Source organism: Actinoplanes sp. OR16 (genome assembly GCF_004001265.1).
Classification (GTDB): Bacteria; Actinomycetota; Actinomycetes; order Mycobacteriales; family Micromonosporaceae; genus Actinoplanes.
On the sequence record NZ_AP019371.1, the window covers coordinates 4819436 to 4845136 of the forward strand.

26 protein-coding genes are annotated in these 25701 nt (G+C 69.1%); 12 read left to right on the top strand and 14 right to left on the bottom strand.

The genetic code is table 11. The annotated features are described in order from the left end of the window. Positions 1-104: 104 nt before the first annotated feature. Genes EP757_RS22125 through EP757_RS22135 form a run of 3 tightly spaced genes read left to right on the top strand, consistent with a single transcriptional unit; the run spans position 105 to position 2454 of the window. Positions 105-749: a response regulator gene (locus EP757_RS22125; protein ID WP_370457867.1), complete on the top strand. Its 645-nt coding sequence runs from the start codon at positions 105-107 to the stop codon at positions 747-749. After that, positions 746-1837, top strand: coding sequence for a sensor histidine kinase (locus EP757_RS22130; protein ID WP_127548918.1), 1092 nt, complete (start codon positions 746-748; stop codon positions 1835-1837). The genes EP757_RS22125 and EP757_RS22130 overlap by 4 nt, the downstream gene beginning before the upstream one ends. Positions 1838-1857: 20 nt before the next feature. Beyond that, complete coding sequence (locus EP757_RS22135) at positions 1858-2454, top strand: hypothetical protein (protein ID WP_232049936.1); 597 nt, start codon at positions 1858-1860, stop codon at positions 2452-2454. Between the two features lie 5 nt (positions 2455-2459). Here EP757_RS22135 and EP757_RS22140 read toward each other — a convergent pair whose 3' ends face one another. Both EP757_RS22140 and EP757_RS42845 read right to left on the bottom strand, forming a co-directional pair. After that, positions 2460-2852: a hypothetical protein gene (locus EP757_RS22140; protein WP_197725342.1), complete on the bottom strand. Its 393-nt coding sequence runs from the start codon at positions 2850-2852 to the stop codon at positions 2460-2462. A gap of 35 nt (positions 2853-2887) precedes the next feature. Beyond that, positions 2888-3325 carry a MarR family winged helix-turn-helix transcriptional regulator gene (locus EP757_RS42845; RefSeq protein ID WP_160165837.1) on the bottom strand — a complete coding sequence of 146 codons (438 nt, stop codon included), beginning with the start codon at positions 3323-3325 and terminating at the stop codon, positions 2888-2890. A gap of 63 nt (positions 3326-3388) precedes the next feature. Between EP757_RS42845 and EP757_RS44825 the strand changes: the two genes are divergently transcribed. Continuing rightward, entirely contained in the window at positions 3389-3859 is a 471-nt protein-coding gene (locus tag EP757_RS44825) for a MarR family transcriptional regulator (RefSeq protein ID WP_160165838.1), read from the top strand. A 22-nt stretch (positions 3860-3881) separates the two neighbouring features. Here EP757_RS44825 and EP757_RS44830 read toward each other — a convergent pair whose 3' ends face one another. Both EP757_RS44830 and EP757_RS22150 read right to left on the bottom strand, forming a co-directional pair. Continuing rightward, positions 3882-4025 carry a hypothetical protein gene (locus EP757_RS44830; RefSeq protein ID WP_160165839.1) on the bottom strand — a complete coding sequence of 48 codons (144 nt, stop codon included), beginning with the start codon at positions 4023-4025 and terminating at the stop codon, positions 3882-3884. 598 nt (positions 4026-4623) lie between these two features. Further along, positions 4624-6921 carry an Ig-like domain-containing protein gene (locus EP757_RS22150; protein ID WP_127548920.1) on the bottom strand — a complete coding sequence of 766 codons (2298 nt, stop codon included), beginning with the start codon at positions 6919-6921 and terminating at the stop codon, positions 4624-4626. A gap of 171 nt (positions 6922-7092) precedes the next feature. Between EP757_RS22150 and EP757_RS22155 the strand changes: the two genes are divergently transcribed. Continuing rightward, positions 7093-7632 (top strand): uridine kinase, encoded by a 540-nt coding sequence (locus tag EP757_RS22155; RefSeq protein ID WP_232049938.1) that lies wholly within the window; start codon positions 7093-7095, stop codon positions 7630-7632. Between the two features lie 5 nt (positions 7633-7637). On the opposite strand, the gene EP757_RS22160 is transcribed toward EP757_RS22155, so the two are convergent. Then, on the bottom strand, positions 7638-8450 hold the full coding sequence (locus EP757_RS22160; RefSeq protein ID WP_127548922.1) for a hypothetical protein: 813 nt from the start codon (positions 8448-8450) through the stop codon (positions 7638-7640). Positions 8451-8930: 480 nt separating this feature from the next. Here EP757_RS22160 and EP757_RS22165 point away from each other — a divergent pair, with 480 nt between their 5' ends. After that, on the top strand, positions 8931-9635 hold the full coding sequence (locus EP757_RS22165; RefSeq protein ID WP_127548923.1) for a hypothetical protein: 705 nt from the start codon (positions 8931-8933) through the stop codon (positions 9633-9635). Here the strand turns inward: EP757_RS22165 and EP757_RS22170 are convergent. Continuing rightward, the gene (locus tag EP757_RS22170; RefSeq protein ID WP_127548925.1) at positions 9617-10180 is read right to left on the bottom strand and encodes a TetR/AcrR family transcriptional regulator; all 564 of its coding nucleotides are present in this window, start codon (positions 10178-10180) and stop codon (positions 9617-9619) included. The two genes, EP757_RS22165 and EP757_RS22170, sit on opposite strands and share 19 nt — an antisense overlap. A gap of 76 nt (positions 10181-10256) precedes the next feature. On the opposite strand from EP757_RS22170, the gene EP757_RS22175 reads away from it, so the two are divergent. Both EP757_RS22175 and EP757_RS22180 read left to right on the top strand, forming a co-directional pair. Next, entirely contained in the window at positions 10257-11195 is a 939-nt protein-coding gene (locus EP757_RS22175; RefSeq protein ID WP_127548927.1) for an LLM class F420-dependent oxidoreductase, read from the top strand. Positions 11196-11390: 195 nt separating this feature from the next. Continuing rightward, positions 11391-12530, top strand: a complete 1140-nt coding sequence (locus EP757_RS22180; protein WP_232049939.1) for a sorbosone dehydrogenase family protein — start codon at positions 11391-11393, stop codon at positions 12528-12530. A gap of 16 nt (positions 12531-12546) precedes the next feature. Here the strand turns inward: EP757_RS22180 and EP757_RS22185 are convergent, their stop codons facing one another. Continuing rightward, positions 12547-13596 (bottom strand): hypothetical protein, encoded by a 1050-nt coding sequence (locus EP757_RS22185; RefSeq protein WP_127548931.1) that lies wholly within the window; start codon positions 13594-13596, stop codon positions 12547-12549. Then, positions 13593-14147 (bottom strand): RNA polymerase sigma factor, encoded by a 555-nt coding sequence (locus tag EP757_RS22190; RefSeq protein WP_127548933.1) that lies wholly within the window; start codon positions 14145-14147, stop codon positions 13593-13595. Before EP757_RS22190 ends, EP757_RS22185 begins: the two co-directional genes overlap by 4 nt. A gap of 50 nt (positions 14148-14197) precedes the next feature. Between EP757_RS22190 and EP757_RS22195 the strand changes: the two genes are divergently transcribed. Then, a complete protein-coding gene (locus tag EP757_RS22195) occupies positions 14198-15562 on the top strand; it encodes a VOC family protein (protein ID WP_127548934.1) in 1365 nt (454 codons plus the stop codon). A 73-nt stretch (positions 15563-15635) separates the two neighbouring features. Further along, entirely contained in the window at positions 15636-16250 is a 615-nt protein-coding gene (locus EP757_RS22200) for a sensor domain-containing protein (protein ID WP_127548936.1), read from the top strand. A gap of 79 nt (positions 16251-16329) precedes the next feature. Here the strand turns inward: EP757_RS22200 and EP757_RS22205 are convergent, their stop codons facing one another. The 4 genes from EP757_RS22205 to EP757_RS22220 all read right to left on the bottom strand — a co-directional run bounded on the left by EP757_RS22205 (position 16330) and on the right by EP757_RS22220 (position 21831). Further along, positions 16330-18438 (bottom strand): acyltransferase family protein, encoded by a 2109-nt coding sequence (locus EP757_RS22205; RefSeq protein WP_127548938.1) that lies wholly within the window; start codon positions 18436-18438, stop codon positions 16330-16332. Next, on the bottom strand, positions 18432-20831 hold the full coding sequence (locus EP757_RS22210) for an acyltransferase family protein (RefSeq protein WP_160165840.1): 2400 nt from the start codon (positions 20829-20831) through the stop codon (positions 18432-18434). The genes EP757_RS22205 and EP757_RS22210 overlap by 7 nt, the downstream gene beginning before the upstream one ends. A gap of 22 nt (positions 20832-20853) precedes the next feature. Next, positions 20854-21075, bottom strand: coding sequence for a hypothetical protein (locus EP757_RS22215; RefSeq protein ID WP_127548942.1), 222 nt, complete (start codon positions 21073-21075; stop codon positions 20854-20856). A gap of 363 nt (positions 21076-21438) precedes the next feature. Then, on the bottom strand, positions 21439-21831 hold the full coding sequence (locus EP757_RS22220) for a peptidase inhibitor family I36 protein (RefSeq protein ID WP_127548944.1): 393 nt from the start codon (positions 21829-21831) through the stop codon (positions 21439-21441). Between the two features lie 241 nt (positions 21832-22072). Here EP757_RS22220 and EP757_RS22225 point away from each other — a divergent pair, with 241 nt between their 5' ends. Together EP757_RS22225 and EP757_RS22230 are read left to right on the top strand one after the other, a co-directional pair. Continuing rightward, positions 22073-23125: a LuxR family transcriptional regulator gene (locus EP757_RS22225; protein WP_127548946.1), complete on the top strand. Its 1053-nt coding sequence runs from the start codon at positions 22073-22075 to the stop codon at positions 23123-23125. Beyond that, positions 23122-23679 carry a hypothetical protein gene (locus tag EP757_RS22230; protein WP_127548948.1) on the top strand — a complete coding sequence of 186 codons (558 nt, stop codon included), beginning with the start codon at positions 23122-23124 and terminating at the stop codon, positions 23677-23679. The genes EP757_RS22225 and EP757_RS22230 overlap by 4 nt, the downstream gene beginning before the upstream one ends. A gap of 43 nt (positions 23680-23722) precedes the next feature. Here EP757_RS22230 and EP757_RS22235 read toward each other — a convergent pair whose 3' ends face one another. Together EP757_RS22235 and EP757_RS22240 are read right to left on the bottom strand one after the other, a co-directional pair. Further along, positions 23723-24385: a response regulator transcription factor gene (locus EP757_RS22235; protein ID WP_127548949.1), complete on the bottom strand. Its 663-nt coding sequence runs from the start codon at positions 24383-24385 to the stop codon at positions 23723-23725. Beyond that, a complete protein-coding gene (locus tag EP757_RS22240; protein WP_127548951.1) occupies positions 24360-25535 on the bottom strand; it encodes a sensor histidine kinase in 1176 nt (391 codons plus the stop codon). Before EP757_RS22240 ends, EP757_RS22235 begins: the two co-directional genes overlap by 26 nt. Between the last annotated feature and the right edge of the window lie 166 nt (positions 25536-25701).

Genomic DNA, 25701 nt, shown 5'->3' on the forward strand with positions numbered 1-25701 from the left:
GATGCTCCCGCCGGTCGGGGGAGTGAGCTCACCCGGTCAAAACCGGTGAAATAGGCTTCCAAGATCAGAGCAGGTGGGAGAACGGCGGTGGGCGGTTGATCCGCGTGGTCGTGGTCGACGACGAGGCACTGGTCCGGTCCGGTTTCGCCCTGATCCTCGGCGCGGCAGCCGACATCGACGTGGTCGCGACCGCCACCGGCGGCGAAGCGGTCACCGCGGTCCGCGAGCACCAGCCGGACGTGGTGCTGCTTGACATCCGGATGCCTGACGTCGACGGTCTCACCGTGCTCGGCCTGCTGCGGCAGCTCGACGACCCGCCGATCGTGGCGATGCTGACCACGTTCGACGCCGACGAGTACGTCCTCGCCGCCCTCGACCGCGGCGCCGCCGGCTTCCTGCTCAAGGACACCGAACCCGAGCACCTGGCCCAGCTCGTGCGCACGCTCGCGGCCGGCGGCGTGGTGATGTCCCCGAAGGCGTCCCGCACGTTGCTGCGCACCCTGCCCCGGACCAGCGCCCTCGACGGTGATCTCGAACGGGTGGAGCGGCTCACCGGTCGCGAGCGGGACGTTCTCGTGCTGCTCGCCCAGGGCCTGTCGAACGCGGAGATCGGCGTACGCCTGCACCTCGGCACCGGCACGGTCAAGGACCACGTCAGCGCCCTGCTCACCAAACTGCGGGTGTCCGGCCGGGTGCAGGCCGCGCTGCTGGCCCAGCGAGCCGGTCTGCTGGAGACGAAGCGATCATGAGATTCCGGCAGCCGCTCATCGACATCGGCCTGATCGCGCTGGCCGGCGCCGACATCTGGTTCAACCCGCTCACCGACGAGCCGATCGGCGTCGCCGTCGCGGTCCTGGCCTGCCTGGCCCTGGCCGTACGGCGGCGCTATCCGCTGCTCGTCGTCGCGTTCACCCTGCCCGCGGCGCTGGTGCAGGGTGCGATGGTCGCGCCGTTCGTGGCCCTCTACACCCTGGCCCGGCAGTCCCGCGACCGCCGACTGCTGATCGCCTGCGCTGCCGTGGCCTCGGTGATCGGCGCGGTCCCGTCGCCGCTCGACGAGGACCCCGGTGATCTGGCGAGCAGCCTCGTCTACTTCGGCTACACGCTCGCGACCTCGGCGTTCCCGGTGGTGCTCGGGCAGCTCGTGCAGGCCCGGCAGGAGCTGCGGCAGCGGCTCGTCGAGATCGAGGACGCCAAGGAGCACGAGCGCGTCCTGCACGCCCAGGCGATCCTCGCGCGCGAGCGAGCCCAGCTGGCCCGGGAGATGCACGATGTGGTGTCGCACCAGGTCAGCTTGATCGCGGTACAGGCCGGCGCGCTGCAGGTCGCGGCCGGTGACGCGCAGACCCGGGAGGCGGCCCGCACGATCCGGTCGCTGAGCGTCGGCACGCTCGACGAGCTGCGGACCATGGTGACGCTGCTGCGCTCGTCCGGCGACGACACCACCGAACTGACCCCGCAGCCGACCCTCGCCGACCTGCGCACCCTGGTGAACAACAGTGGCATCGAGGTGACATTGGCGGGCGATCTCGCGCTGCCGGTCGGGACGCCCGCACAGCGCGCTTTGTACCGTACCGTGCAGGAAGCCCTCACCAACGTCCGCAAGCATGCGCCGGGAGCGTCGGCGACCGTGGAGGTCTGGCACGACGGCAAGGTCGTCGGCGTCACCATCACCAACAGCGCCCCGTCGCGGCCGTCGCTGCCCCTGCCCGGAGCCCGCCAAGGTCTGGTCGGCCTGCAGGAGCGCGCCGACCTCCTGCATGGCAGCTTCGAGTCGGGCCCGACGAGCGAGGGCGGATTCCAGGTACGGATGAAGTTGCCGATCCTGACCGACTGACATTAGGTATTGTCTGATTTGTGACGATAACCGTGCCGGCCGGCAGCAGCCTGACGCTGCGATGCCCTGGTTCGGAGGCCGTCGTGCTGGTCACCCTCGCCGAGGTGAAGGCGGAGTTCATCACCGACCTGCCGCCCATCCCGGTGCTCAGCCTGGACGGCCCCGGCGTGCGCCGCATCGGCGTCCTCGAACTCGTGACCAGCTCAGGCGTCACCTGGATCGAAGGCGAGATGCGCGACGACCAGCTCCGGGTGATCGGCGACGCCCCGGCCGGCGTGGTGCAGCGGCGCACCTCGGTCCGGCACTCCGGCCCGTTCCCCGTCTCCGGAACAGCCCAGGTCGTGACGGCGCAGAGCCGCCGCCTGGTCCCCCTCACCGGCCGCGTCGAGGACCTCTCCACCGACGGCCTGCTGATGAGAGCCGACGTCCCCTCACTGCCCTACGGCATCGAGCGCCTGCTCGTGCACGTGAACATGCCGTGGGGCGATCTGACCGCTGCCGTGGATGTGGTGGATCAGCGCGCCGACCTGCTGCGCGGAACGTTCGAGTGGGTGGAGCCGGAGGCGGCGAACTCCCTGGCCGGATACCTGAACGACCTCGCCGACCGCCGTTCCTGACGGACTCACCACAGGGTGGCCGGTCCCGCAACGACCCAGCCGGCCGCGGCGGGCGTGACCCGGAAGGACAGCTCGAGTTCGGTCCGCACGCCCCGGTAGGTGACATCCGCGCAGAGGTGCGTGCCCGTTTCGCTCCAGCGGACGCCCCTCGCGATGTCCACGTCACCCAGCCAGGACAGATCCCGCTCCCAGTCGTCTGCTCGGCGGTGGATCGGGTCGTCCGGGTCCGTCATGGCCTCAGAGGCGGCGCGCCACACCGACGAGAGGACGTGCCGGGCCGAAGAGTGATCAACGAGTTGGGCGGCGTCGTCCACCCGGCCCGCCCGCAGCAGGCCGACATAGCCACGCACCACCGCCTCGGCATCCGCCGCGGTGGGGCGTTCCGGCCAGACCTTCACGGTCGTCGACACTAACGGCGTCACTGCATGGCGGCCTAGCGGGTGTTCTCCAGGTTGCAGATCATGGCGCGGAGGTTGGCGACGGTCTGCTCGTACTGCCGCTCGTCGAGGCCGGCGGTGGTGAGTTCGCGTATGGCCCGGACATCGGTTGCCAGATCGAGGAGAAGGCCGCGGCCGGCGTCGGTGAGGGCGAAGATGCCGCTGTCGTGCTGAATGAGCCGTCGCCGTATCAGGGGATCGATGTGGTGCTGGACGGATTCGCCGACCGCCTGGTCGAGGAACGGCGCCAAGACGTCGGTGAGTGCCGCCACGGAGCAGCCGCCGTCGCCGAGGACGTTCATCATCTGCCATTGCCGGCGGGTGATGCCGCGCCCGCCGAGAGTGCGTTCGAACTGTTCCTCGATCAGGCGGTCGAGCTTGCGCAGTGTGTAGCCGAGCGGGGGTTGCTGACGCCTGTCATCAGTTGTACTCATACAACTGATAGAAGCGGATCGACGTTTTGGTTGTCAAGTTACAACTGTTGTAGCATCGTCGACGTGACAGCGAACGGGCGCAGACCGGATGAGGTCATCGCCACGGCCCTCGTCCGGATCCGACGTGACCACCAGGCTCGACACCTTCAACGCCGGGCCGCGCAGGGCGATCCCGCCGCGGCATCGGCCGCGAACGCCGCCCGCTATCGCTACCTCGATGCCCTTGACGGCTTCCGCACGGCTGTATCGATCTCTGAGGTCGCCGACGCGATCGGGGTGGACCGGCCGCGCGCCAGCCGGCTGACCACCGAGTTGATCAGCGAGGGGTACATCGAGCGGCAGCCGGCGCCGGGCGACTCTCGATACGTGCTGGTCCGTCTCACCGCGTCGGGCAGGGAGTTCGTCGCCGGCATCAATGAGCGGCGTCGAGAAAGCGTGGCCCAGGCTCTGACCGGGTTCACGGCAGAGGAATCGCGCACCCTCGCCGAACTCCTGACACGGTTCGTCGACGTGTGGCCACGGAACCCTCAGTGAGCCGGCCGCCACACTGACGGCGTCACTGCATGGCGGTGGCCGGCGGATGGTCGAAGGATTCGGGGCAGCGGAAGGTGTAGAGCGAGTAGCCGCGCCCGATCTGCACGCCGACGGTGTCCGGGGACGCGTCCGGGCCCTCCGCCAGCGGGCGCCGCCGACCTTCCATCCCGGCGCCAGCGACAGGTCGTTCCGGTAGCCGGGACGATCTTCGTCCTCGTCGTCGTCCCACTCGTCGAGCCGCTCGCGCAGGTCGTCGGGGAGGAGATCGGCGTATTGGTATTCGCGAACCTGCTCGGGGTGCACCACGCACGGGACCGGCAGGTACATGTCGCTGATCACCGCCGGCTCCGGTGGCGCGTCGAGCAGGGGGCCGACGGTGGAACTGTCACGCCAGTAGAGGAAGACTCGGGGGCTGTAGTGCCGGTCCGAGTGATCCAGCGGGCACCACAGCACCTGGAGCAGGTCGGTGCCGTCCGGTCCGGCGTAGTCCGGGATGTCGCGGCGGTACAGCTGCGCGACCGGGATCAGCGGAATCGGCTCCTCGATCAGGTCGTCCAGGTCCAGGTCGTCGGCCGGCCACAGCAGCGGCCCGCCGACCGAGCTGTCCGCGACGGTGGGGGCGCCGGGCCGGGGATGCAGACGGGTGGCGGTGGTGGAGTGTTCCCGCAGTTCGGGGAAGAGCGCGGTGATGTCCAGGGGGCGTGGGGGAGTGGCGCGGGCCATGGCAGTGGATCTTAAGACCCGCGCCTCGCCTATCGGTTCCGTCAGCGGCGATAGGTTCGCTTGGCGGAGTAGCGGACGTTGCCGGCCTTGTCGTACGCCCGCAGTTGGACCTTGAAGGTCTTCCCGTACTTCTTCGGATTGAGCGTGAACCGGTAGCCGGTCTTGGCATCGGTGGCCACCACCTTGCCGTTGACCAGCAGCTGCACCTTGGCGACGCCGTTCCGGTCGCTTACCGTGGCCGCGATGGCCACCTTCTTGGTCAGCTTCGCCTTGTTCTTCGGCGCCTTGGTGATGCTGAGCGTGGGCGCGGTGTTGTCGACGATGACCGTCCGGCTGGCGCTCGCCGCGTTGCCCAGCTTGTCGACGGCCACCCAGGTGATCTTCTTGGCCCCGTCCTTGCCCGACGACATCCGCACCCAGGACGCCGAGCCACTGCGGCCGGCGAGGTTCGTGACCGCGACGCCGTGCGCGTCGGACGCCTTCAGCGAGGTGACGTACGAGCTGCCCCGGATCAGCGCGTTGTGCCCCGGAGCGACGGTCAGCTTGGGGCCGGTCTTGTCGATGCCGACCTTGAACGCCTTCACCGAGGTGTTCCCGGCCGCGTCCCAGACCTGCAGTTGAACTGTCGCGCTCGCGGCGGCGATACCCCGCGCGTCCAAGGAGAAGACCGGGCTCCTCGACTTCAGCACCCCGTCGACCTTCCATTCGGTACGGGTGATCGCCGACGTGTCCTGAACCGTCGGCTTCAAGGTGCTGACGCCACCGACCCAACCCGCCCCGGTGTCCAGCCGGTTCGTCGAATACGCGCCGGCGAAGTCCACCCGCGCGATGACCGGCGCCTTGTCGTCGACGGCGTAGCCGGTGTTCACGCGCCAGCGGTTCCCGACCCGGTCCACGGCCAGGAACGCGGGCGGCGTCGCGCCCGCTGTCGCGTTCCAGGTGTAGGTCCAGGGCGCCGCGGTGAGCGTGGTGACGAGCGCGCCGGTCCGGCTGTCGAGTACCCGCACCTCGGTCACGTCGGCCGGCACGTCGTTGAGCTTGACGGTCACCGCGCCGGAGCGCAGCGTCGACTGGGGTGCCGGCGACACCGTGTACCGGGGTGACTTGCGGTCCACGCGCACCGGAACGCTCACCGGCGCGCTGACATTGCCACCCACGTCGTACGCCCTGACCGTGAGCACGTTGGCGGCCTCGGTGTCATCGCCGACCTGCTGGGTCACCGTGCACGACCAGAGGTCCGACGATGCCTGCGGCGTGCAGGTGGACAGCGCGATGGCGGGTGCGCCGGTGACCTCCACCTTGGTGACCGTGGCGTTGTCGGTCACCCGGGGCCGGAAGGTGACGACGTGCGGGACCGTCTGGTTCGCGTCGAGGCCGGCGTCCTCGATCACCGGCTTCGTCTCGTCGACGGACGCTTCGACGGTCAGCGGCGCCGTGTTGTTCGAATAGTCGATGTCGCCGCGGAAGCCGTCACAGGTGCAGTCCGGGTTCACCACGACCGACCCCGGGGCGCCGGTGCCGACGCTGTCGATACGCAGAACGACTTTCCACGTCATGACCTCGCCGACCTTGAAACGGCTCTCGCTGAAGCACACCGCTCGGGTCGCGGTCACATTGGGGCACTCGGGCGCGCTGACGATGGACGTGCCGCTCGGCGGATACACGAAGACCAGAGCGGCCGTCGCATCGGAGCGGCTGAAGTCGATCGTCGCGGGGCCGTTGTTGCGTACTCCCACCTCGGCTTCCACCACGTCACCGACCCAGCCGGCCGGGGTGTCACCGATGGCGACCAGATCGGTGCTCTGGTTGCCGGGCACGCTGAGAACGAATTCTTGCGATTCGCCGTCCGCGCTCTCCCCGATCCGCGCGCCCTCCTGCAGGCGGAGAGCGGGACCGGTGCCCGGGGTGCCCCTACTGACGTGCCCGGCGGCCGGCTTCCAATAGAAGTAGCTGTGGTGCTCCTTCGGCGCGTAGGTGTCCGCACGAACCCGGAACGGCACGACGAGCCGGGACGACGCGCCCGGCGCCAGCGTCTGATCGAAGACACACGCCCGGATCAGGCCGCCGTCGTACTCGCAGTTCGAGAACTGCTCCGCGTCCTCGAACGCCCAGACGGTGTCGAAGGTGACCACGACGCCGTCGGCGGCGGTGTCACCGGTGTTGGTCACCGACAGCGTGACGTCGAACCGTTCGCCGAGCGCGACGGTGCTCTGCTGCGAACCGCCCGCGACCAGGACCGGTGCACCTGCCCCATAGGCCGGGACACCCAGGCCGGTGATCGACAACGCGGTCGCGGTCAGCCCGCCGAGTACCCAGCGAAAAATGGAGTGATGACGCAAAGGGGCCCTCCCCCGAAGGAAGATCTATCGCGCCACACACTAAAGATCTTTCCCGCGCCCCAGGAGACCTCAGTTGATCACAAGTTGAGGAAGCAGGCGCTCTCCTGCAGCCGGGGATGTGGATTCCGTCGATGTGTCCGGTTCACGCTGGTGACCTGGCATCCTGGCTCGGTGCGGGAATCTGCGCGACGACAGGATGTCGTCGGACATGTGGCGTGCCGGATTCCCGTGCGCCGGGGCGGCGACTGCCTTCGTGTCGCCGTCGATGGTCCGGACGGCTCCGGGAAGACAACTTTCGCGGACGAGCTCGCCGCAGCCGTGCGTGCGCTCGGCAGGCCGGTCGTCCGGGTCTCGCTGGACGACTTCCACCATGTCCGGGCGGTGCGCTATCGGCAGGGCCGCGAATCCCCAGAGGGCTTCTGGCGGGATTCGTACGACTATCAGCGGTTCCGGGACGGCGTTCTCGATCCTTTCGCTCCAGGCGGCACGCGACGCTATCGGCCACTCGCGCACGACCTGGGCACTGACGTGACGGCGAAGCGGATGGCCCGCCGCGACGGCACGAACCCTGATCCCGCCCACCCGGCCATGCGCCGCTACGTCGAGGCACAACGCATCTACTTCGCCGCCTGTTCGCCGCAGCAGCGGGCCGACATCCTGATCGACAACGAGGATCTCGAGACACAACGGATCATCCGGACGACGAGCTGACCTGCTCAGTCCTCGGTGACCTCCAGCGAGCCCATCCCGGCTTCCGCGTCGATGGCGAGGCCCGGTCGGTCGTCCAGGTCGCCGGAGCGGATCGTCTTGCCGGAGCCGACGCCGCCTGAACCGTCGCCGTAGAGGATCACGTCGCCGGCGCCGTTGCCGACTCGCACGCGCACCGGCACCCTCTGCGCCGTCTCGATCCGCCAGCTGGAGACGCCGCCGGTCATCCGGATCGGCAGGGTCTCGGAGATCCGGCCCAGCGACAGGGCGAACCGCTCGGCGCCGCCGTCCAGGTCGATCCGGCTCACCGTGCCCGACCCCATGTCGAACTCGCCCAGCTTCACGCCTGCCGAAAGCCGGAGATGCCAGACGATGCGATCGCTGAGCCGTACGGTCAGCTTGCCCGAACCGCTGCCGTCCGACGTGGCCGCGACGCGCAGCACGCCGTCGTCGAACGACGTCTCGACGGTCAGGCCGGAATCGTCGGCGGCACTGACCCGGAACGGGTCGTCGAGCTCGCTGGTCCGCACGGAGAGTTCGGTGACGCCGGTGGTCAGTTCGAAGCGCGCCTCTTCGATGGCGGGAGGCTGATCCTGGACCGGTGGCTTCGTGGTGGCCGGCGCCTTGCTGACCGCTGACGGCACGATCGACGGGGAGGGGGAGGGTGGCTGAGAGGGTTCCGGGGTGATCTCGACCGGCAGTTCGGCGTCGGAGGTCGCCGCGGCGGGCGGGGCGACAGCGACCGGCGCCGGTCGTTCCTCCTCGTGGATCAGCGGCCGGACCAGCAGAATCGTGCCACCGACGATCGCCAGTGCCAGCACGCCGGCGAGCATGACGGGCCGTAGATTGCGGTCGCGGTGCGCCGGCGGCGGCGGGCCCGGGGTGCGGGCCGGCGGCAGGGGCGGTTTGATCCGCGCGGCGGCCTGGCGTTCAGCGGCTTTGCGGGCCTCGACGGCGGCTGCCTGACGAGCCTCGGCGCGGCGGCTTTCCTGCGACGTCTGCCGACGCCGTGGCGAATCCGGCCAGTAATCCGAAATGTCGGGAAAAGTAACCCCTTCGGCCGAAATTGCTCCGTCGGTTGGCGGCGCCCCCATCGAAGCTTCGGCATGACCGGGCACATACCCGGCAATGCGCAGCTGAGGTTCCTCCCCAGGCTGGTTCCTGCGTTCCACGCGCGCCCCTTCGCCGTGATTCTCCGTGGAGGATACGGCGACGTAACGTACAAGGTTCAATGCGGAGCGACGGAATCGTCACAGGCGGCATCTACGTGCCGGCGGCGCTCACATGGCACGATCTTCCCCGTGCCGAAGAAGAAGATGTGGGTCACCTACGGTGATGACGAGGAGCTCTCCGAGTCCCGGAAGAGCCCCGGCGAGTTCAGCCCGCTGACCCGCAAGAACGGCGATCCCGCGATCTTCAGTCACGTCACCCTCAGTCCCATCGACGATGAGGATGACGAAGGCCGGTACGACAAAGTGCCCTATGTGCCGCTCACCGAGGAGGAGAAGGCGGCGATGCGCGCCCACGACGCATCGCAGTCCGTCCTCGCCGAGGAGGTCCTCAAATTGGCGGCCGCGGCGGTGAAGGCAGCCGAGCCGCACGTCACGGACTGGATCGTCAACCAGGCGATACCGTCGGTGCGGTCGGCGTGGAGCAAGGTCACGCGAACCTCGAAGAAGGCAGGCCCGGAGCCGACCCCGGCCCCACCGGCCGACCCGGAGCAGATCGCGCGGGAGGTCGCCGCCGCGCTCGGCGACTACCGATCGGGGATCGGCATCCCGCAGGCGCGGACCCGCATCGTCGCCGCGCTCGCCGGCCGGACTTCCGACGAGGGCGCCGGGATGGCCGCGCTGGACCGGGCTCCCGCGACCCTGACCGACAAGGAGATCGGCGACGGCATCCGGTCGGTGCTCGAGGCGAACCCGTCCCTGCTCGACGAGATCGCGCTGACCGACCTGCGACGGATTCTCGAGGGCGGGCACAACGCCTACCGCGACAGGGCCTGACCCGGGCTGAGGGCCTTCGCGGCCTCCACGGCCCGGGCGGCGATGTCGTCGACGGTGCTGGCGTTGCGGGCGAAGAAGCCGTCCGCGAACAACGACGTGTATCCGTGCGCTACCGCGATCGTCGCCTCCACGAGCAGCATGTCTTCCCAGTAGGAGGACCCGCCGGCGAGGCCGAGCAGCGTGTCCATCAGTGCCCGGGTCTGCTCGCGCCGGTGATCGTCGGCGATGTCGTACAGCTCGGCCGCGAAGATGACGTGGAAGCCGGCGCCGGTCCGGGCGACATATCTGACATAGACGCCCGCGGCCTCGGGCAGCGAACCGGCCGCGGCGATCAGGGCGCCCAGATCCCGGGCCGCCTCCGCCGAGACCGCGCTGAGCAGGTGCGGCCGGTCCGGGAAGTGGCGATAGGGCGCCGCGGAACTGACGCCCAGCCGGCGCGCCACCGCGGCGACGGAGAACTTCTGCAGGCCGCAGGAGGCCAGCATTTCGAAACTCGCGGAGATCAGCGCCGCGCGGAGGTCACCGTGGTGATAGTTCCGCGCCATTCCCGCCTCCCGCTTGCGACCGTGTAAGTAGCCTCTTACATTACCAAGTGAGAGCCCTCTTACATCTGGAGGCAGTGTGACCATCCGGCTCGGATACCAGATCCCGAACTTCACCTATCCCGGCCCGGTCGAGAAGACCTTCGACACCGTCGCCGCGCAGGCACGGGAGGCCGAGGCCGCCGGGTTCGACACCGTCCTGGTGATGGACCACTTCTATCAGCTGCCGGGCATCGGCGCCCCGGAGAACGCGATGCTGGAGGCGTACACGACGCTCGGCGCGCTCGCCTCGCTGACCGAGAAGATCCAGCTGTCCACGCTGGTCACCGGCAACACGTACCGCAATCCCGCCCTGCTCGCGAAGACCGTCACCACCCTCGACGTGGTCTCGCACGGCCGCGCGATCCTGGGCATCGGAGCCGGTTGGTTCGAGCGTGAGCACCACGATCTCGGCTTCGAGTTCGGCACGTTCGGCCAGCGGTTCGAGCGGCTCGACGAGGCGCTGCAGATCATCACGCCGATGCTGCGCGGCGAGAAGGGCGTGCTCGACGGCAAGTGGTACACCGCTCGCGGCGCCATGAACAATCCGCGCGTCCGGGAGACGATTCCGGTCATGCTCGGCGGTTCCGGTGAGCAGAAGACGTTCCGGCTGGCGGCGCGGTTCGCCGACCACATGAACATCATCTGCGACGTCGACGACCTGCCGCGCAAGGTGGCGGTGCTGCGCGAGCGGTGCGAGGAGATCGGCCGCGACCCGGCGACGCTCGCTACGAGTTACCTGGTCATGGGCCTGGTCGGCGAGGACGAGCAGGAGGTCAAGGAGCTCGGCGAATCCATTCCGGAGGACCGCCGCAACCGGGCCTTCCTCGGCACGGCGAGCCAGGTCGCGGAGCAGCTGCAGGAGAAGGTGATCGGCGCGGGCATCGGCGGGATCACCATCAACCTGATCCGCAACGGTCATCGCCCGGGCGTGGTCACTCGGGTCGGTGAGGCCCTCAAGCCCCTCGTGGCGGCCTAAGCTGTATCGATGAAGCGGATCGTGGCGGCGGTGCTGACAGGCGGTCTCCTCCTCTCCGCGGGCTGTTCCGCGCAGGATGACGAGAAATCGGTTCCGGCATCAGCCGCCACACCGCAAAACCCTTCTTTGAAACCGATTTCTGTACGCGTGGCAGCCGGAGCTCTCGCCGACGCTCCGTTCGATCAGCCCCGCGACGTGAGAGCGCCTGAGGGCTGGACGGTCACGGTCTGGGCGAGGGTCCCGAAAGCCCGGCTCCTGGCCTGGGCGCCGGACGGCAGACTGCTGGTGTCCCGCCCGAAATCGGGTGACGTGATCGCCCTGACGCCGGGGGAGGAGGACACGGCCCCGGCCCAGTCGACCCTGCTCGGCGGCCTGACCCAGCCGCACGGCCTGGCCTTCGACGGCGACACCCTCTACGTGGCCGAAAGCGATCAGCTGACCGCCTACACCTACGCGGACGGCACCGCCACCGGCGAGCGCGTGGTGGCCGGCGACCTGCCCGACGCGAAGAGCCCGGAGCTCGGCGGCGCCTACGCCCACGCGCTGAAGAGCGTCGCGGTCGGCGAGGACAAGTCGCTCTACATCTCGGTCGGCTCGACGGGCAACGTGTCGGTGGAGGACCGCGACGCCACCCCCGAGCGCGCGTCGATTCTGAGGGTGCCGCCGCAAGGAGGAGAGCTTCAGACGTACGCCACGGGGGTCCGCAATGGCACCGGCTTGGCCATCGACCCGGACGGCGGCGTGTGGACCGCGGTGAATCACCGGGACAACGTCGGCTACCCCCATGACGACGACTACGACGGCGACGGCGAGTCCGACCAGGGCGAGGTCATGCAGGAGTACGTCAACGACCACCCGATGGAGCAGCTCGCGAAGCTGACGCCGGGACGCGAGCTGGGCTGGCCGTACTGCAACCCGGACCCGGACCTGAAGGCCGGCGCGTTCGCCTACACGAACCGGCCGTTCGTCAGTGACATCCAGCTGAACCCGGACGGCAGCAAGCTCGACTGCGCGAAGCTGCCCCCGACCGAGCAGGGTTTCGGCGCACATTCGGCGCCGCTGGGGCTGGCGTTCGGCGCGGCGGGTTCGTACGGCGAAGGCGCGCTGGTCGGCGTACACGGATCATGGAACCGCAAGCCGCCGCGCGCCCCCGAAGTCTCCTTCTTCGCCTGGCGTGACGGGACGCTCGGTGAGCAGCAGACCCTGCTCACCGGATTCCAGCTGGAGGACGGCTCCCGCTGGGGCCGCCCGGTCGCCGCCGTAGAGGGCCCGGACAAGGCCCTCTACGTGAGCGACGACTACGCGGGAGCGATCTACCGCGTCACCACGGGCTGATCAGCAGCCCAAACCCTCAGCAACCCAGACCGTCCTTGTACCACTCCGGGACCTCGCCGCCCCCGACCTTGTCGGCGAGATCCCAGACCACCTCGGGGTAGTCGCCCGCGGCGTTCATGTCCTGCAGCACCTTCCACTGGCGGCTGGTCGCCAGCGCGGCAGCGGCCTTCTTCGCCGCGGCGTCGTCGCCGGCCTCGTCGGCGCGCTGGTACTCGCCGATCCAGCCGCAGGTGACCTGTCCCGCGACGAACGCGCCGAACTGGTACGGGTCGTTCGCACCACCCTTCTCCAGCGAGGCGATGTCGAAGCCGGGCGGCAGCGGCACGTCGGCCAGCAGCTTCGGGGCCTCCTCGCGGACGTCACCGGGGGTGATGATCTCGTCGGGCAGCGACTTCAGGAACGTCTCGGCGTCGACCTTCACTACCTTCGGCAGCAGCTCGTCGAACGTCGCCCGGGTCCAGTCGCCGCCCTCCACTCGCAGCTCCACGAAGGTGCCGTCCTGCGGCTTGCGCATCGCCGCGAAGTCGCTCTCGCTGTACGTCACGACGCTCGCCTCGACGCCGGCCAGGGTCGTCCACTCCGGCTTGCTGACCTCCAGCCGGTCGTCGTAGTAGCTCTGGTAGTGCTTGGCGGCGTACCAGTTCATCGACAGGCCCCGGCCGCCGTTCTGGAACGTGATGCTGCCGTCCTCCTGGTCGAACCCGTAGACCGACGTCGGCGTCCAGCCCGGCTCGTCGATGATCAGGCGGGGCAGGTTCTCCGCGGCCTTGAGGTCCAGCTCCCAGCCGTTGACGGCGGGCCCGCCGCCCTCGGCCACGCCCAGCGCGCCGGAATACGGCTCGACCGGCTCACGGCGGGCCACCGTCGCGGCGGTCACCGCGACGGCGAGGACAGCGGCGGCGGCCACCGCCATGGTCAGCCGGCGTGCCAGGGTGCGGCGCAGCGGTACTGCGTCGAGGTGAGGGGTGGACATGATCTCCTCCAGGAGATGCTGTTCCGCCCCATCGAGGCGCGCGACGACGTCAGGCCGGTACGGGTCCGCGTCGTTGAGTCGCTCGTCGCTCATGTGCCCTCCTTCGGGACGGGAACGGTCAGGACGTCGAGTACATGTCCGGGTGATCCACGCTCGTCACCGACGAGTTCGCGCAGTCTTCTGCGGGCCCGCGACAGCCGGGTACGCACCACCGCCGCGTTCTCCCCGATGACCTCGGCGACCTCACGCGGTTCCAGGCCCTCCCACGCGGTCAGCATGAGGATCTCCCGGTCGGTGTCGCCGAGCCGCTTCAGCGCGTCACGGACGGCGAGCCGCTGCGGCACCTCGTGGCCGGGGTCGGCCGACGTCACCGCCGCAAGCCGCTGGCGCAGCCGCTCACCGAGCCGATCCCGCCGGGTGCCGCTGCGGTGGTGGTTGGCCAGGACCCGGCGGGCCACGCCGTAGAGCCAGAGCCGCACCTCGTCGTCGGGTGGCAGGTCGCCGCTGCGCCGCCACGCCACCAGGAACGTCTCGGCGACCACGTCGGAGGCGTCCTCGGGCTGCTCGACGCGGCGCAGCGCGTAGGCGAGCAGCGCCTCGAAGTTGGCGGCGTACAGGCGCCGGAACCGTTCCTCAGAGCTCACGTCTCTTCCATGTCCGGGTGGCGGGCCATCGTGACACTACGATTTCGTGCATGAGCGCCGTTGGCACCACGGAACTGCGGGCCCGCTTCGCACGCCGGCTCTCCGATCTGTACGGGACGGAGGTGCCGGCCTACACCACTCTCGTCGACGAGTGCCACCTCGTGAACCAGCGCGTGCTCGACCGGGACGGCGCCGCCGCCGAGCGGTTCGGGTCGATCAGCCGGGTCACCGCCGAACGCCACGGCGCGATCCGGGTCGGCACACCGCAGGAGCTGGCCCAGGTGGCACGGATCTTCGGGGCGCTCGGCATGCACCCGGTCGGCTTCTACGACCTGCGTGACGCCCACCCGCAGCCGATCCCGGTGATCTCCACGGCGTTCCGGCCGACCGAGCCGGACGAACTGGCCCGCAATCCGTTCCGGGTCTTCACCTCGATGCTCGTCCCCGAGGACCGCCGCTTCTTCGACACCGACCTGGAAGCCCGGCTGCGCACCTTCCTCGCGCACCGACGGCTGTTCCCGGACGAGCTGCTGGTCCTCGCCGACCGCGCCCGGGCCGACAACGAGCTGGCGGAAGCCGACGCGGCCCGGTTCCTCGACCTCGCGGCCGGCGCCTTCGCGCTCTCTCCGGAGCCTGTCGACCGCACCTGGTACGCCGAACTCGAGCGGATCTCCGGAGTCGCCGCCGACATCGGCGGTGTCACCAGCACGCACATCAACCACCTGACGCCGCGCGTGCTCGACATCGACGAGCTCTACACCGGGATGCAGGCCCGGGGCATCGCGATGATCGACGAGATCCAGGGGCCGCCGCGCTGGCACGGCCCGGACGTCCTGCTGCGGCAGACCTCGTTCCGGGCGCTCGCCGAGCCGCGCAGATTCCGGGAGGCAGACGGGTCGATAGGCGAAGGGCGACTGCGGGTGCGGTTCGGTGAGGTGGAGGCACGGGGGATCGCGCTCACGCCGCGCGGCCGTGCCCTCTACGACGATCTGGTCGCGGCTGTCGATCGGCGGGTGGCGGCCGGTGAGGGGTCGCGTCAGGAGATCGGCGCGGAGGTGTGGGCGGCCGGCCTGCCGTCCTCGGAGATCGAGCTGGCTCGCCGGGGGCTGGGGTTCTTCCGCTTCACCGCCGCTCGTCCCGGGCCGATCCCAATTGTGGATCTTGGAACGTTGCTGGACGACGGGTGGCTGACCGCGGAACCGATCGTCTATGAGGACTTCCTGCCCCGGTCGGCCGCCGGGATCTTCGCCTCCAACCTGAGCGACGCGGGCGCGATGGACGCCTCCCAGGGTGGTGCCCCGCGTGACCTGGCCTGGCTGTCCGAGGCGATCGGCCGGACGATCCTGGTGCCCGAGGATATATACGCTTCGCAGCAGGCCGCGTCGCTGCGCGATAGTGGTGCGTCGCTGGGATAGTGGGGCTAGCACTACCATCGATGGGGGTGCTCGCCAGGTCGGCTGAGGGCGGCGCCGCGCATAGCGTCGAGGCATGACAATCGATGCGGCTCTGATTTCGGCTCCGACATTCGCCCGGGTCACCACCGACACCCGATACGTGCTGACCGGATTCCCGATCGCGCTGGCCGGCACGATCGTCTGCGCGGTCGGTTTCTCGCTCGGCGTGGGCCTCGCGGCACTCTGGATCGGCGTACCGATCCTGATCGCCACCATGATGCTGGCCCGCGGCCTCGCGGTGACCGAGCGGTCCCGCATCGCGCCGGTCCTCGGCGTTCCCGAGCGCATCGTCACCTACCGCGGTGCCACCCGCGACAGCGTGATCAGCCGGATGATCGCGGCCGTCACCGACCCGCAGAGCTGGCGCGACCTCGCCCACGCCACACTCCGCGTCATCCCGAGCTCGATCGCCTTCTCGATCGTGGTCTCCTGGTGGGCCGCCGTGATCGGCGGCATCAGCTGGGCCCTGTGGGGCTGGTCCCTCCCGGACGACGGCAAGGAGGTCCCGGAGATGCTCGGTTTCGGCGACGCCTACCTCACCACCGTCACCTTCTACCTGGTCATCGCCGCCGCCTTCGCCGTCACCCTGCCCGCGGTGACTCGCTGGGCGGCCCGGCTGGAGGCCCGCTTCGCCCAGGCCTTGCTGTGACCGTTCACCGCAGCCGGGTTCGTCCCCGCACCAGCCGGGCGATCCGCCGGCCGGATCAGCGATTCTCGCGGGCGGTGCCTCACTTGGCCGCGGCCGTCAGCCGCTGCTGGAGGATCGGTGCGACCAGGCGGCTGAAGGTGGCGCTGAGATGGCTGTCGTCGTTGTACACCAGGACGTTGCCGACGATCACCGGGCAGCTGTCGTCCGTGCACATCCAACGAGACGGGTCGATGACCGTTGCGCCGCTGTCGCGGGCCGCATTGGCGATCGCTTTGCGCCGGTGAAGATCGCCGAAGGCGGCGTCACGGTCTCGATTGCAGGCGCTGACGTCGCTGATGTGGTTGGAGACGCATTCGGGGACGTTGCCGTCGGGCCAAGCCGTATCACTGATGAAGGCGACCTTGCCGGCTTGACGCAGCTGCTCCACGGTCTTCGCCCATGCGTCGGCCCACGCGTCCGCCTGGCTACCGCTGACATCGAGCGCTTCGCTGTGGCTGTTGGAGGAGGTGACGATGAGCGCCGGCTGAAGCGACTTGATGTAGGCGAACGCGGCGGTACGCCAGGCGTCGCATTCCGTGAAGGGGCGATTCATCGCGGGAAGTGTCACCGTCGCCAGTGCGGCGGGGCAGGCTGATTTGGTGACGACAGCCAGACGCCATTTCTGCTTCGTGGCGATCTGTTCCAGTGCGGGGAACCAGTGCCCGGCGTGCGAGTCACCCAGCAGGACCATCGTCCGCTTCGCTTTCCTGTCGCCGTAGAAGCAGGGCTTCTTGACGTCGGTCTCCAGGAACTTCGGGTCGCATCCGTCCGCGTAGATCCGCCCCACGTCCTTGGCGGCATCGCTCACCGTGGGCTTGAGGTTGGCCGGAACCGTATCGTTCTCACTGCTCGTCTCGATCAGCTTGATGAGGTTACGTTCGGCCTCGGATGTCGCGGAGAGAGCGCCGGCTGCGTCAGTGGCGGAGCCGGTGCCGGTCGTACGGGGAAGAATGGATGGCATCAGCAGGCTCAGGCTCGCTACCCCCGCGGATAAGGCGAAGCCGAAGGCGAGTGCGCGGCGGGGGTTACTCCGCAGCCATGGGTTGTTCCGTAGCGGATCCTCGAGTTGCCGGGCCGTCACGACGGCCAGGATCAGCGACAGGCCGGCCAGCGTGACGCCTTCCATGACGTTGATGTCACCGAGCGCGAACGGGCCGACGATCAGTACCGGCCAGTGCCACAGATACCAGGAGTAGGAGAGCTTGCCGATGGCCTGCATCGGAGCGCAGCCGAGTCCTGGTGAAGAGGCGTCGGTGCATCCGGCAATGATGACCATGGCCGTGGCGAGGGCGGGAAGCGCGGCAGCGTACCCGGGGAACGGCGTCGCCTCGGTGTAGAGGACGGCTGAGGCGCCGATGCCGCCCAGGCCGAGCCAGCGCCCGGCCCGGACAGCCGGCGGCCTCAGCCGGGTGAGCAGTGGCGCGGCGATGGCGACGACGCCGCCGAGCGCCAGTTCCCAGGCTCGGGTGTGGATGCCGAAGTAAGCCCAGGGAGCGGACACCCCGGTCTGCCAGACCGACAGCGCGAAGGAGACGCCGATGCCGAGGAGCAGGACGATCAAGACGGCCCGGCGGCGCTGATCCGGGGTGCGGCGCCGGCAGGTCCAGGCGAGCAGAACCAGAAGTGCCGGCCAGAAGAGGTAGAACTGCTCCTCGACGGCCAAGCTCCAGAAATGCTGTAGCGGCGATGGCGCGGCGGTGGCGCCCAGGTAGTCCGTGCCCTCGATCGCCAGCCGATAGTTCATGCCGTAGAACGTCGTGGTCAGAGCGTCGGTGGCGATGCTCCGGACCTGCAAGGGCGGCAGCCAGAGCCAGCAGACGGCCATCGTGCTCACTACCACGAACGAGGCTGCGGGCAGCAGCCGCAGGGATCGGCGGGCGTAGAAGGTCAGCAGTGAGATCTTCCCGGATCGATCGAGCTCCCGGAGCAGGTGTCCGGTGATGAGGAAGCCCGAGATGACGAAGAAGACGTCAACGCCGATGTAACCCCCTTCGATCACCGGTAGGCCTGCGTGGAACAACACGACGATGGTCACCGCAATGGCACGCAGGCCCTCGATGTCCGGGCGGAAGCCCTCGCGGGCAGCGGGTTTGCGAGCGGCGGCCGGTGTGACGGCAGGCGGTGCGGTCTGATTCAGGACGGTCACCATGTCCGGCTCCGCTGGTCGGCCGGCAGGCGTTCGTCAGAAGACGCGGGCGCCGGTGGTCTCGTCTGCAGCTGGTGAGGGATCTGGAACGGTGAAATGATCATGGTCTGCTCGAACTCGGGCTTCGGATTCAAGGCGGAGAGAACCTCGGCCTCGTGACGGGCTGCGGGCGGTGGCGGTGTCGACTTCGGCGCGGTGATGTCCTCGAGCCATCCCACGAGCCAGCAGGCCGCGGCCACGAGCGCGCCGATCAGCACGAACTTCGCCGCGATCGCACCCGGTTCCCCGATGCTCTCGTGCAGGCGAGCCCTGGCGACGATCGCAATGCTGGTGAGGATGGCGAGTTGATGCCAGAGATAGATGGTGACGGCGCGCGAGTTCATCCGGGTGATCAGGCGACCGATCTTGATCTTGTCAAGCCATCCCATCGCCGGATCGAACCGCAGAAGCACGGCGAGGAACGCCAGCGACAGCAGCGCCTGGGCCGGCGGCACCGCCTGCACGCTCGTGCCCGGCTCGACCTTCAGATACATCCAGGTGAAGACGCCGGCCGCGACCAGGCCGGCCAGCGGCAGGGTGGTAGCAGCGCGCAGTCGCTGCAGGCGGCCGCTGGCGTGCCAGAAGCCGGCGATCCAGCACGGGGCATAGGTGCCGAGTTGCATCACCACGTCGGAGAGCCAGTCGGAGAAGGTGAGATGGTTCGACAAGGGGATCAGCGCCAGTGGTGCCACCAGCGTCAAGCGTGGCCAGCGCCGGAAGGCGGCCCAGAGGACCGGGGAGAGCAGCACCAGCCACAGGTAGGTCCGGATGTACCACAGGATGCCGGTGACGGGGACTCCCCAGTCGTTGCTCGGGGGATCCGAGAGCGGGAAGATCCACGCGAAGACGGCCGGCGCGTTGAACGGGCGGTCATCCTCGTCGGTCCAGCCCATGATCAGCATGACCGGGATCAGCACCGCCGCGAGCATCCAGAGCGCGGGCATCAGCCGCTTGAAGCGATTCCAGATGGTGATCTCGGGCCGGTCGCCGGTCTTCGCCATGGACCGGGCCATCAGCGTGCCCGCGAGGCCGAACATGATGCCCATCGACGGGAAGATCATGCCTAGCCACGCGAATCCGGTGGCGTGGAAGACGACGACACGGATGATGGCGACGACCCGCAGCGTATCGAGGTAGCGGCTGCGGCCGGCTTGCTGCGATGCCACGGCGAGCATCGCCTTCTTGTCGTTGCGGGTCTGCCACGAGTGATGCCGCACGTTCAGGAGAGCGACGAGCACCGCCGGGCCGACGACCACGAGCTGGAACAGGTAGAGCACCGGGGTGAGGAACAACCAGGTGAGTATCCGTTCGCCGATGCCCACGCCCTTGCGTTCCAGCACGTAGCAGAAGGTCTGGGTGTAGAGGAAGGCGACCCACAGTCCGGCGCCTGCCCAGGGCACCTCCCACTGTGCGAACGGGAACACCATCAGCGCCGTCAGAACGAACAGGGGCGCCAGGCACATGAAGGCGAAGTCGACCGTCCTCATCCACCAGGACCAGCCGCTGAGATAGCGGATGTCGAGCACCGTGCACCGGTAGTAGTCGCGGGCCCAGCGGATGCGCTGGCGGAACAGGTCGGCCGCGTTGTCCGGCACATCGGTGTAGACGTAGGCGTCGGGAACCGCTTCGGTCCGTCCACGACGTTGCGCGAAGTGCGTCAGGTGCCTGTCGTCGGCGACGCCTCGCGAGAGGTACTCGGTGAGGTTGTCCATGACCACTGCGGAGCGCCAGACGGCAAGGGCGCCGGAAGCGGTGAAGATGTCACCGGTGGCGGACAGCCCGTTGCGGACGACGAGGCAGCTGTGGACGTAGTGCAGGTCGGTCACTCGGGTGATCATGTTCCGGGCGCGGTTCAGGGCGTAGACGACGCCGGTGACGCCCATGATGCGCGGGTCGGAGAAGGGCCGGAGGCACCGCTCGATGGCCTGCCGATCCACCACCGAGTCGCTGTCCACGGTGACGACGAAGTCGAAGTGCTGCAGCTCCGCCTTCAACGCCGTCGCCTGCGCGTGGTGTTTGCCCCCGTTCTCCCGCTTGTGCCACACCACGCGAGGGTGCGAGAACGGTGGCAACGGACTTGCTGAGCCGTCGTCCACGACGTGGATGACGTCGGGCACCACCGTGCCGTTGAGCAGACTGCGGATCGCCCCGTGCAGGAGATCGGGCTTCTCGTTGTACGCCGGCACCACCGCGATCACACGGCCCTCCGGCAGCGGCCGCCTCCGTAGCGGGCGGAAGGCTCCCGCGACGACGAAGCCGAGGAAGTGAAGAAGCACGACGAAGGAGAAGATCCGGTCCGGGCTATGAAGTCCGACAGCTTCGACGTAGAGGTACGGGATGGTGAGAGCCAGCCCCACTGAGCCGATGCTCAGCACGCGCTTAATCGGCACGGCGGGTCCCCCGGTATCCCGTCGATCGAACCACCCGCGGGGGTTCCTGCGCGGTCACCTGGGCACGATCGCCGCGCGACTTCAGGCGAAACAGCGCCAGCCCCCCGATGACCGCGAGGAACGCCATCGCCGTCGCCTTGAGCACGTACGACGGTGCGAAGATGGCGACGATCGCCGCTAACGGCAGTACCGACTGCCCGGATACGTCCACGCTTGCCCCTCATGATTTCTCGGTCGCTCGTTACGAACCGCCTCCGTGTCACGTTGGGCACCACGGCGAGGCCGGCCGCGACAAACTCTGCCGTCTAGCAACGCGGACGAATATGCTCAGAACGTCTCGACAGCCGCGATAAAGTATGAAGGTAGTGAACCGGTTGAATTACCCCGATGTGGTGAACCGAAAGGCACACCATCGGTCCCACCAGGAGGAATCACCAGCCGGGTGAGCGAGGCCCGTCGCGCGACGGAACCACGATCGTTCACGTATTCGCTGAATAGCAGAGAATTGCTCACGGTGACAGCCGCCGGGTCCCGCCTCGCGATGGCGAAGCGGGACCCGGGACGGGGCTGGGTGTCAGCAACCGACGAGGATGCCGTCGATGTCGTTGGTGTTGTAGTTGCCGCGCTGGCCGACCGGCATCCAGCCGTGGACGTCGAACGAGGTGCCCCTGCCCGTGTAGACGAACACCTTCGAGCTGCCGCGGTTGTAGATCGACGAGATCCGGTTGTCCCACCCGGAGCCCGCCAGGTCGTAGTAGTCGCAGCCGTGATCCGCGTAGATGAATGCGCCGGTGCCGTTGAGGCCGTCGAAGTAGCAGGAGTAACCGGCCGGGCAGTCCTCATACCCTGCGGCGGCCCTCGAACTCATCCTCAGCCCGGTCGGGTCCGCCGCCGCGGCCGGCGCGGTGGACAGGGCGACCGCCAGCACACTGGCACAGGCGACGAGCGTCAACATGATCCGTTTCATTGTTGCTCCTTTTCTCCGTCGTCATCGATCCTTGCCGTCGTGCTTTCGCAGTGTTTTCAGTCGTGGTGTTCGCGTCAACGAAGTGCGGTTTTCCGTACGGCCGAAGTTCGGTATTCCGCCCTTTCCTTGGATCTTGCGGTATCGCGCACGGATGCCAGGCGAATCGGACACTCCTGGATGTGGGTGGCGCCGCCGTGGTTGCATCGAGGGGGACCGATGCGGGGTAGGTCAGGAGGTAGAGATGTCCGGCGTTCCGGTACGGCAGTCGTCGATGACGATCGGGGCGGCGGTGCCGTCTTTGGTCCGGTGGAGACTCTCCAGCGACGCCGATCTGGTGTTTCGCACCCTCGCGACGATGGGGGCGCACCACGCGCGGGAACTGGCGCGGGAGCTGGGCCTGCCGTGCCGGCGCGTCGACGGGGCGCTGGCCGAGCTGCGCACGGCCGGAGCCGCGACACCCCGGCCGTCCGGCAACCGGCACGGGCCGATCTGGCAGGCCCGCCCGCCGGTCGAGGTGGTCGCGACGCTGCAGCGCCGGCAACTACGGCTGGTCGATCAGGACGAACAGGTACGCAGCCATCACGCCGCGGTGACAGCGGTCGCGGACCGGCAGGCCGTGATAGGCGACGGCGTCCGCTACCTGCCGACCCGGGTTCTCACCCGCCGGCGGCTGGCCGAACTGATGGACGCCGAACGCAGCGAGCACCTGGTCATCAATACCGAGCAGTCGTTCGACGCGGCGTCGGCCAAGGCCGGGGCCCCGCTCGGGCGGCGGGTCGTCGAACGAGGTGTCCGCATCCGGGCGCTCGGCCTGCCGCCCGCCGACCAGGACCTGCACGTCGACGCCGAACTGTTCGATCAGCCGTTCTTCAGCTATCGGGAAGCGCCGGCGATGCCGATGAAGCTGCTGGTGATCGACCGGCGGATCGCACTGTTCCCGGCCGACCCGGCCGACCTGGAACGCGGATACCTGGAGATCAGCCAGCCGGGCGTGGTCCGCGGGCTGGTGCTGCTCTTCGAACACCATTGGGCGAACGCCACCGACCCCAGGGAGCACGGCGTGCAGGACATCGTTCTCACCGACCGCGAACGCGAGCTGATCGCTCTGCTCGCCCGCGGTCACACCGACGTCAGCGCGGCGGCGCAGATGCGTGTCAGCGCGCGCTTGATCACCAAGATGATGCGGGCCCTGATGGACCGCGCCGGCGTGGAGAACCGCTTCCAGTTGGGCCTGGCCCTGGGCGCCGCCCGGCACATGCCGTCCCCGGCCGTAGCCGAGAAGGAGGAGCAATGAGACGGCTTCACCTCAGCCTCGTCATCCTGGCCCTGGTCCTTCTCATGCCGGGCCGGGCGCACGCCGCGTCCTCCTGGCCGCCGGTGTCGGTCTGCACGGAGGTCGAGTTCACGGGCGGCAGCGTGCAGCGGAGCCCGATGCAAGACAGTTACGTCATCACGGGCTACGTCCGCGCCTGCCCGGGTGCGGATGATCCGCAGGCGCGCTGGACCGTCGCCCGGTACGAGACCGGCGGGCTCGGCGTGGTGTCTCGCCAGATGCCCTACGGCGTACCGGGCGAACGGGGATACCGCTTCCTCTACAAGAGGTACGCCGCCGCCGGCACCTGGGCTGCCTGCGTCGTCAACGACGTGCGACCCACCGAAGCCGATCCACTGCTCGGCACCGCGAACCGCGTCGCCTGCGTCGGCCCGGACCCCGACCCGCCGCCGTCGGACTATCCCGTGCTCAGTACGCCACTCGTGCCCATTTCCATCGATGATCCACGCTTCGATGGTGTGCTGGTGGTCGGCGAGACCGCCGCACCCCGACCGGTCTGCAGCGGCTGCGTATAGACGGCTGCTCGGCGGCGTCGTGCTCCGGTGAACGACGCCCGGGTCAGGTGGCCGGAATGATCCGGCGCGTCTCGTAGGCCCACATCGCTATCTCCACCCGGTTGCGGGCGCCGAGCTTGGACATCAGGCTCGCCAGGTGCGTCTTCACGGTGCTGAGGCTGATGTAGAGGGTGTCGGCGATCTCGGTGTTGGTCAGTCCGCGGGCCACCGCGAGCAGCACCTCGTCCTCGCGGGCGGTGATCGGGCTGATCGGCTGGACGGCGGGCCGTCCGGTCGGCACGTCCGCGAACGTCTGCAGCAGGCGGACGGTGACGCTCGGAGCGATCAGCGCGTCGCCGGCGGCGGCTGAGCGGACCGCCTGGACCAGCAGGTCCGGCCCGGCGTCCTTGAGCAGGAAACCGCGGGCGCCGGCGCGCAGCGCGCCGTAGACGTACTCGTCGAGGTCGAACGTGGTGATCACGACGACGACCATCGGATCGGGTACGCCGGGACCGGCCAGCTGACGGGTGGCTTCCAGCCCGTCGAGCTCGGGCATCCGGATGTCGAACAGGCAGACGTCGGGGCGCAGATCGCGGGCCAGGCGTACGGCCTCGCGCCCGTCGGACGCCTCGCCGATGACCTCGACGTCGGGTTGAGCGTCGAGCATGACCCGCAGGCCGGTGCGGATGACGGCCTGGTCGTCAGCGATGAGTACGCGAATGGGCACGGCCGTCCGTCCTTCCCCTGGGCAGCTCGGCCTCGACCCGCCAGCCCCGGTCGGCTCCCGGGCCGGCTCGCAGCCGACCGCCGAGCAGGCCGGCGCGCTCGCGCAGCCCGGTCAGACCGTATCCGGCGCGGCTCCGGCCGGCACGGGCACCGTCGTCGGCGACGGTGACGCGGACCCGCTGGGAGTCGCCGACGACCCGGACCACGACCTCGGTGGCGTCGACCGCGTGGCGCATCGCGTTGGTCACCGACTCCTGCACGATGCGGTAGACCGCGGCGTCCACGGCCGGCGACAGCGCGGCCAGCTCGCCGTCGAGATCCAGATCGACGCGCAGGTGGCCGGCGTGGGAACGCAGCAGCCGGTAGAGGTCGCCGACGCCGGCCTGCGGAGCGAGGTCGGCGCCGGCCGTCCGCCTGTCGCGCAGGGCGGCGACCATGGCACGCATCTCCTCCAGGGTGCGGGCGCCCTCCTCCTCGACTCCTTCGAGGGCCTCGACGGCGGCGCCCGGGTCCGTGGCGGCGACGACCCGGCCGGCCTGGGCGCGGATCACCATGGCGGAGACGTGGTGGGCGACCGTGTCGTGCAGCTCCCGGGCGATCCGTTCGCGTTCGACGGATCGGGCCCGTTCCAGCTGCCGTTCGCGGGCGGTGTCCCAGAACCGTACGGACGCCCCGATCACCGCGGGCATGGACAGGAAGACGAAGCCGCCGATCTGGTCGCCGACCGGGACGTCGTCGGTGGTCACGGACAGTACGAAGGTGACCAGGATCAGCGCACCGCCCAGGACGATCTCGCGTCCCGACCCCCAGCGCGGCAGCGCGTAGACCAGGGTGATCACGACCAGGCTGGAGTACAGCCCGACCGGTTCCGGCGCGGCGAAGACCACCGATGACACCTGCAGCACGATGATCGAGCCGAAGCCGGCGGCCGCCACCGCCAGCGGATGGGTCCGCCGCCGCAGGGTGAGCACTGCCAGCCACACCGCTTCCGTCACGGCCACCGGCAGCCAGACGACATCGGTACGCAGCGCGGCCTCCAGCACCACGCCGGAGAGGACCGTGGCGAGAAGGACCCAGTCGCGCCACACCCGTGCCGGGGCGCCGGGTGGCCGCGGTTCGGTCCAGAAGGCTCGCAGGTCGTCTCGCAGCACGTTTCTCAGCCTAGGGATCGACCGGGATCGCGCATCGGCCGAAAGAACGGTGCGCTGCTCGGCTCGGGGACCGACGAATCGGCGGCTCAGGGGCCGATCCCGCGGGACGGCATCGCGACGACCCTCGTCATCGACGCTGTGCCGACCCGCGAAGACGACTTGGAGA

What these genes read in the sequence shown, in the direction of transcription:
- EP757_RS22130 (WP_127548918.1), top strand. Translation starts at nt 746, where the DNA reads ATGAGATTCCGGCAGCCGCTCATCGACATCGGCCTGATCGCGCTGGCC.
- EP757_RS42845 (WP_160165837.1), bottom strand. Translation starts at nt 3,325, where the DNA reads ATGAGTACAACTGATGACAGGCGTCAGCAACCCCCGCTCGGCTACACA.
- EP757_RS44830 (WP_160165839.1), bottom strand. Translation starts at nt 4,025, where the DNA reads ATGGAAGGTCGGCGGCGCCCGCTGGCGGAGGGCCCGGACGCGTCCCCG.
- EP757_RS22170 (WP_127548925.1), bottom strand. Translation starts at nt 10,180, where the DNA reads ATGGCGCGGAACTATCACCACGGTGACCTCCGCGCGGCGCTGATCTCC.
- EP757_RS22185 (WP_127548931.1), bottom strand. Translation starts at nt 13,596, where the DNA reads ATGAGCGACGAGCGACTCAACGACGCGGACCCGTACCGGCCTGACGTC.
- EP757_RS22195 (WP_127548934.1), top strand. Translation starts at nt 14,198, where the DNA reads ATGAGCGCCGTTGGCACCACGGAACTGCGGGCCCGCTTCGCACGCCGG.
- EP757_RS22200 (WP_127548936.1), top strand. Translation starts at nt 15,636, where the DNA reads ATGACAATCGATGCGGCTCTGATTTCGGCTCCGACATTCGCCCGGGTC.
- EP757_RS22205 (WP_127548938.1), bottom strand. Translation starts at nt 18,438, where the DNA reads ATGGTGACCGTCCTGAATCAGACCGCACCGCCTGCCGTCACACCGGCC.
- EP757_RS22220 (WP_127548944.1), bottom strand. Translation starts at nt 21,831, where the DNA reads ATGAAACGGATCATGTTGACGCTCGTCGCCTGTGCCAGTGTGCTGGCG.
- EP757_RS22225 (WP_127548946.1), top strand. Translation starts at nt 22,073, where the DNA reads ATGTCCGGCGTTCCGGTACGGCAGTCGTCGATGACGATCGGGGCGGCG.
- EP757_RS22230 (WP_127548948.1), top strand. Translation starts at nt 23,122, where the DNA reads ATGAGACGGCTTCACCTCAGCCTCGTCATCCTGGCCCTGGTCCTTCTC.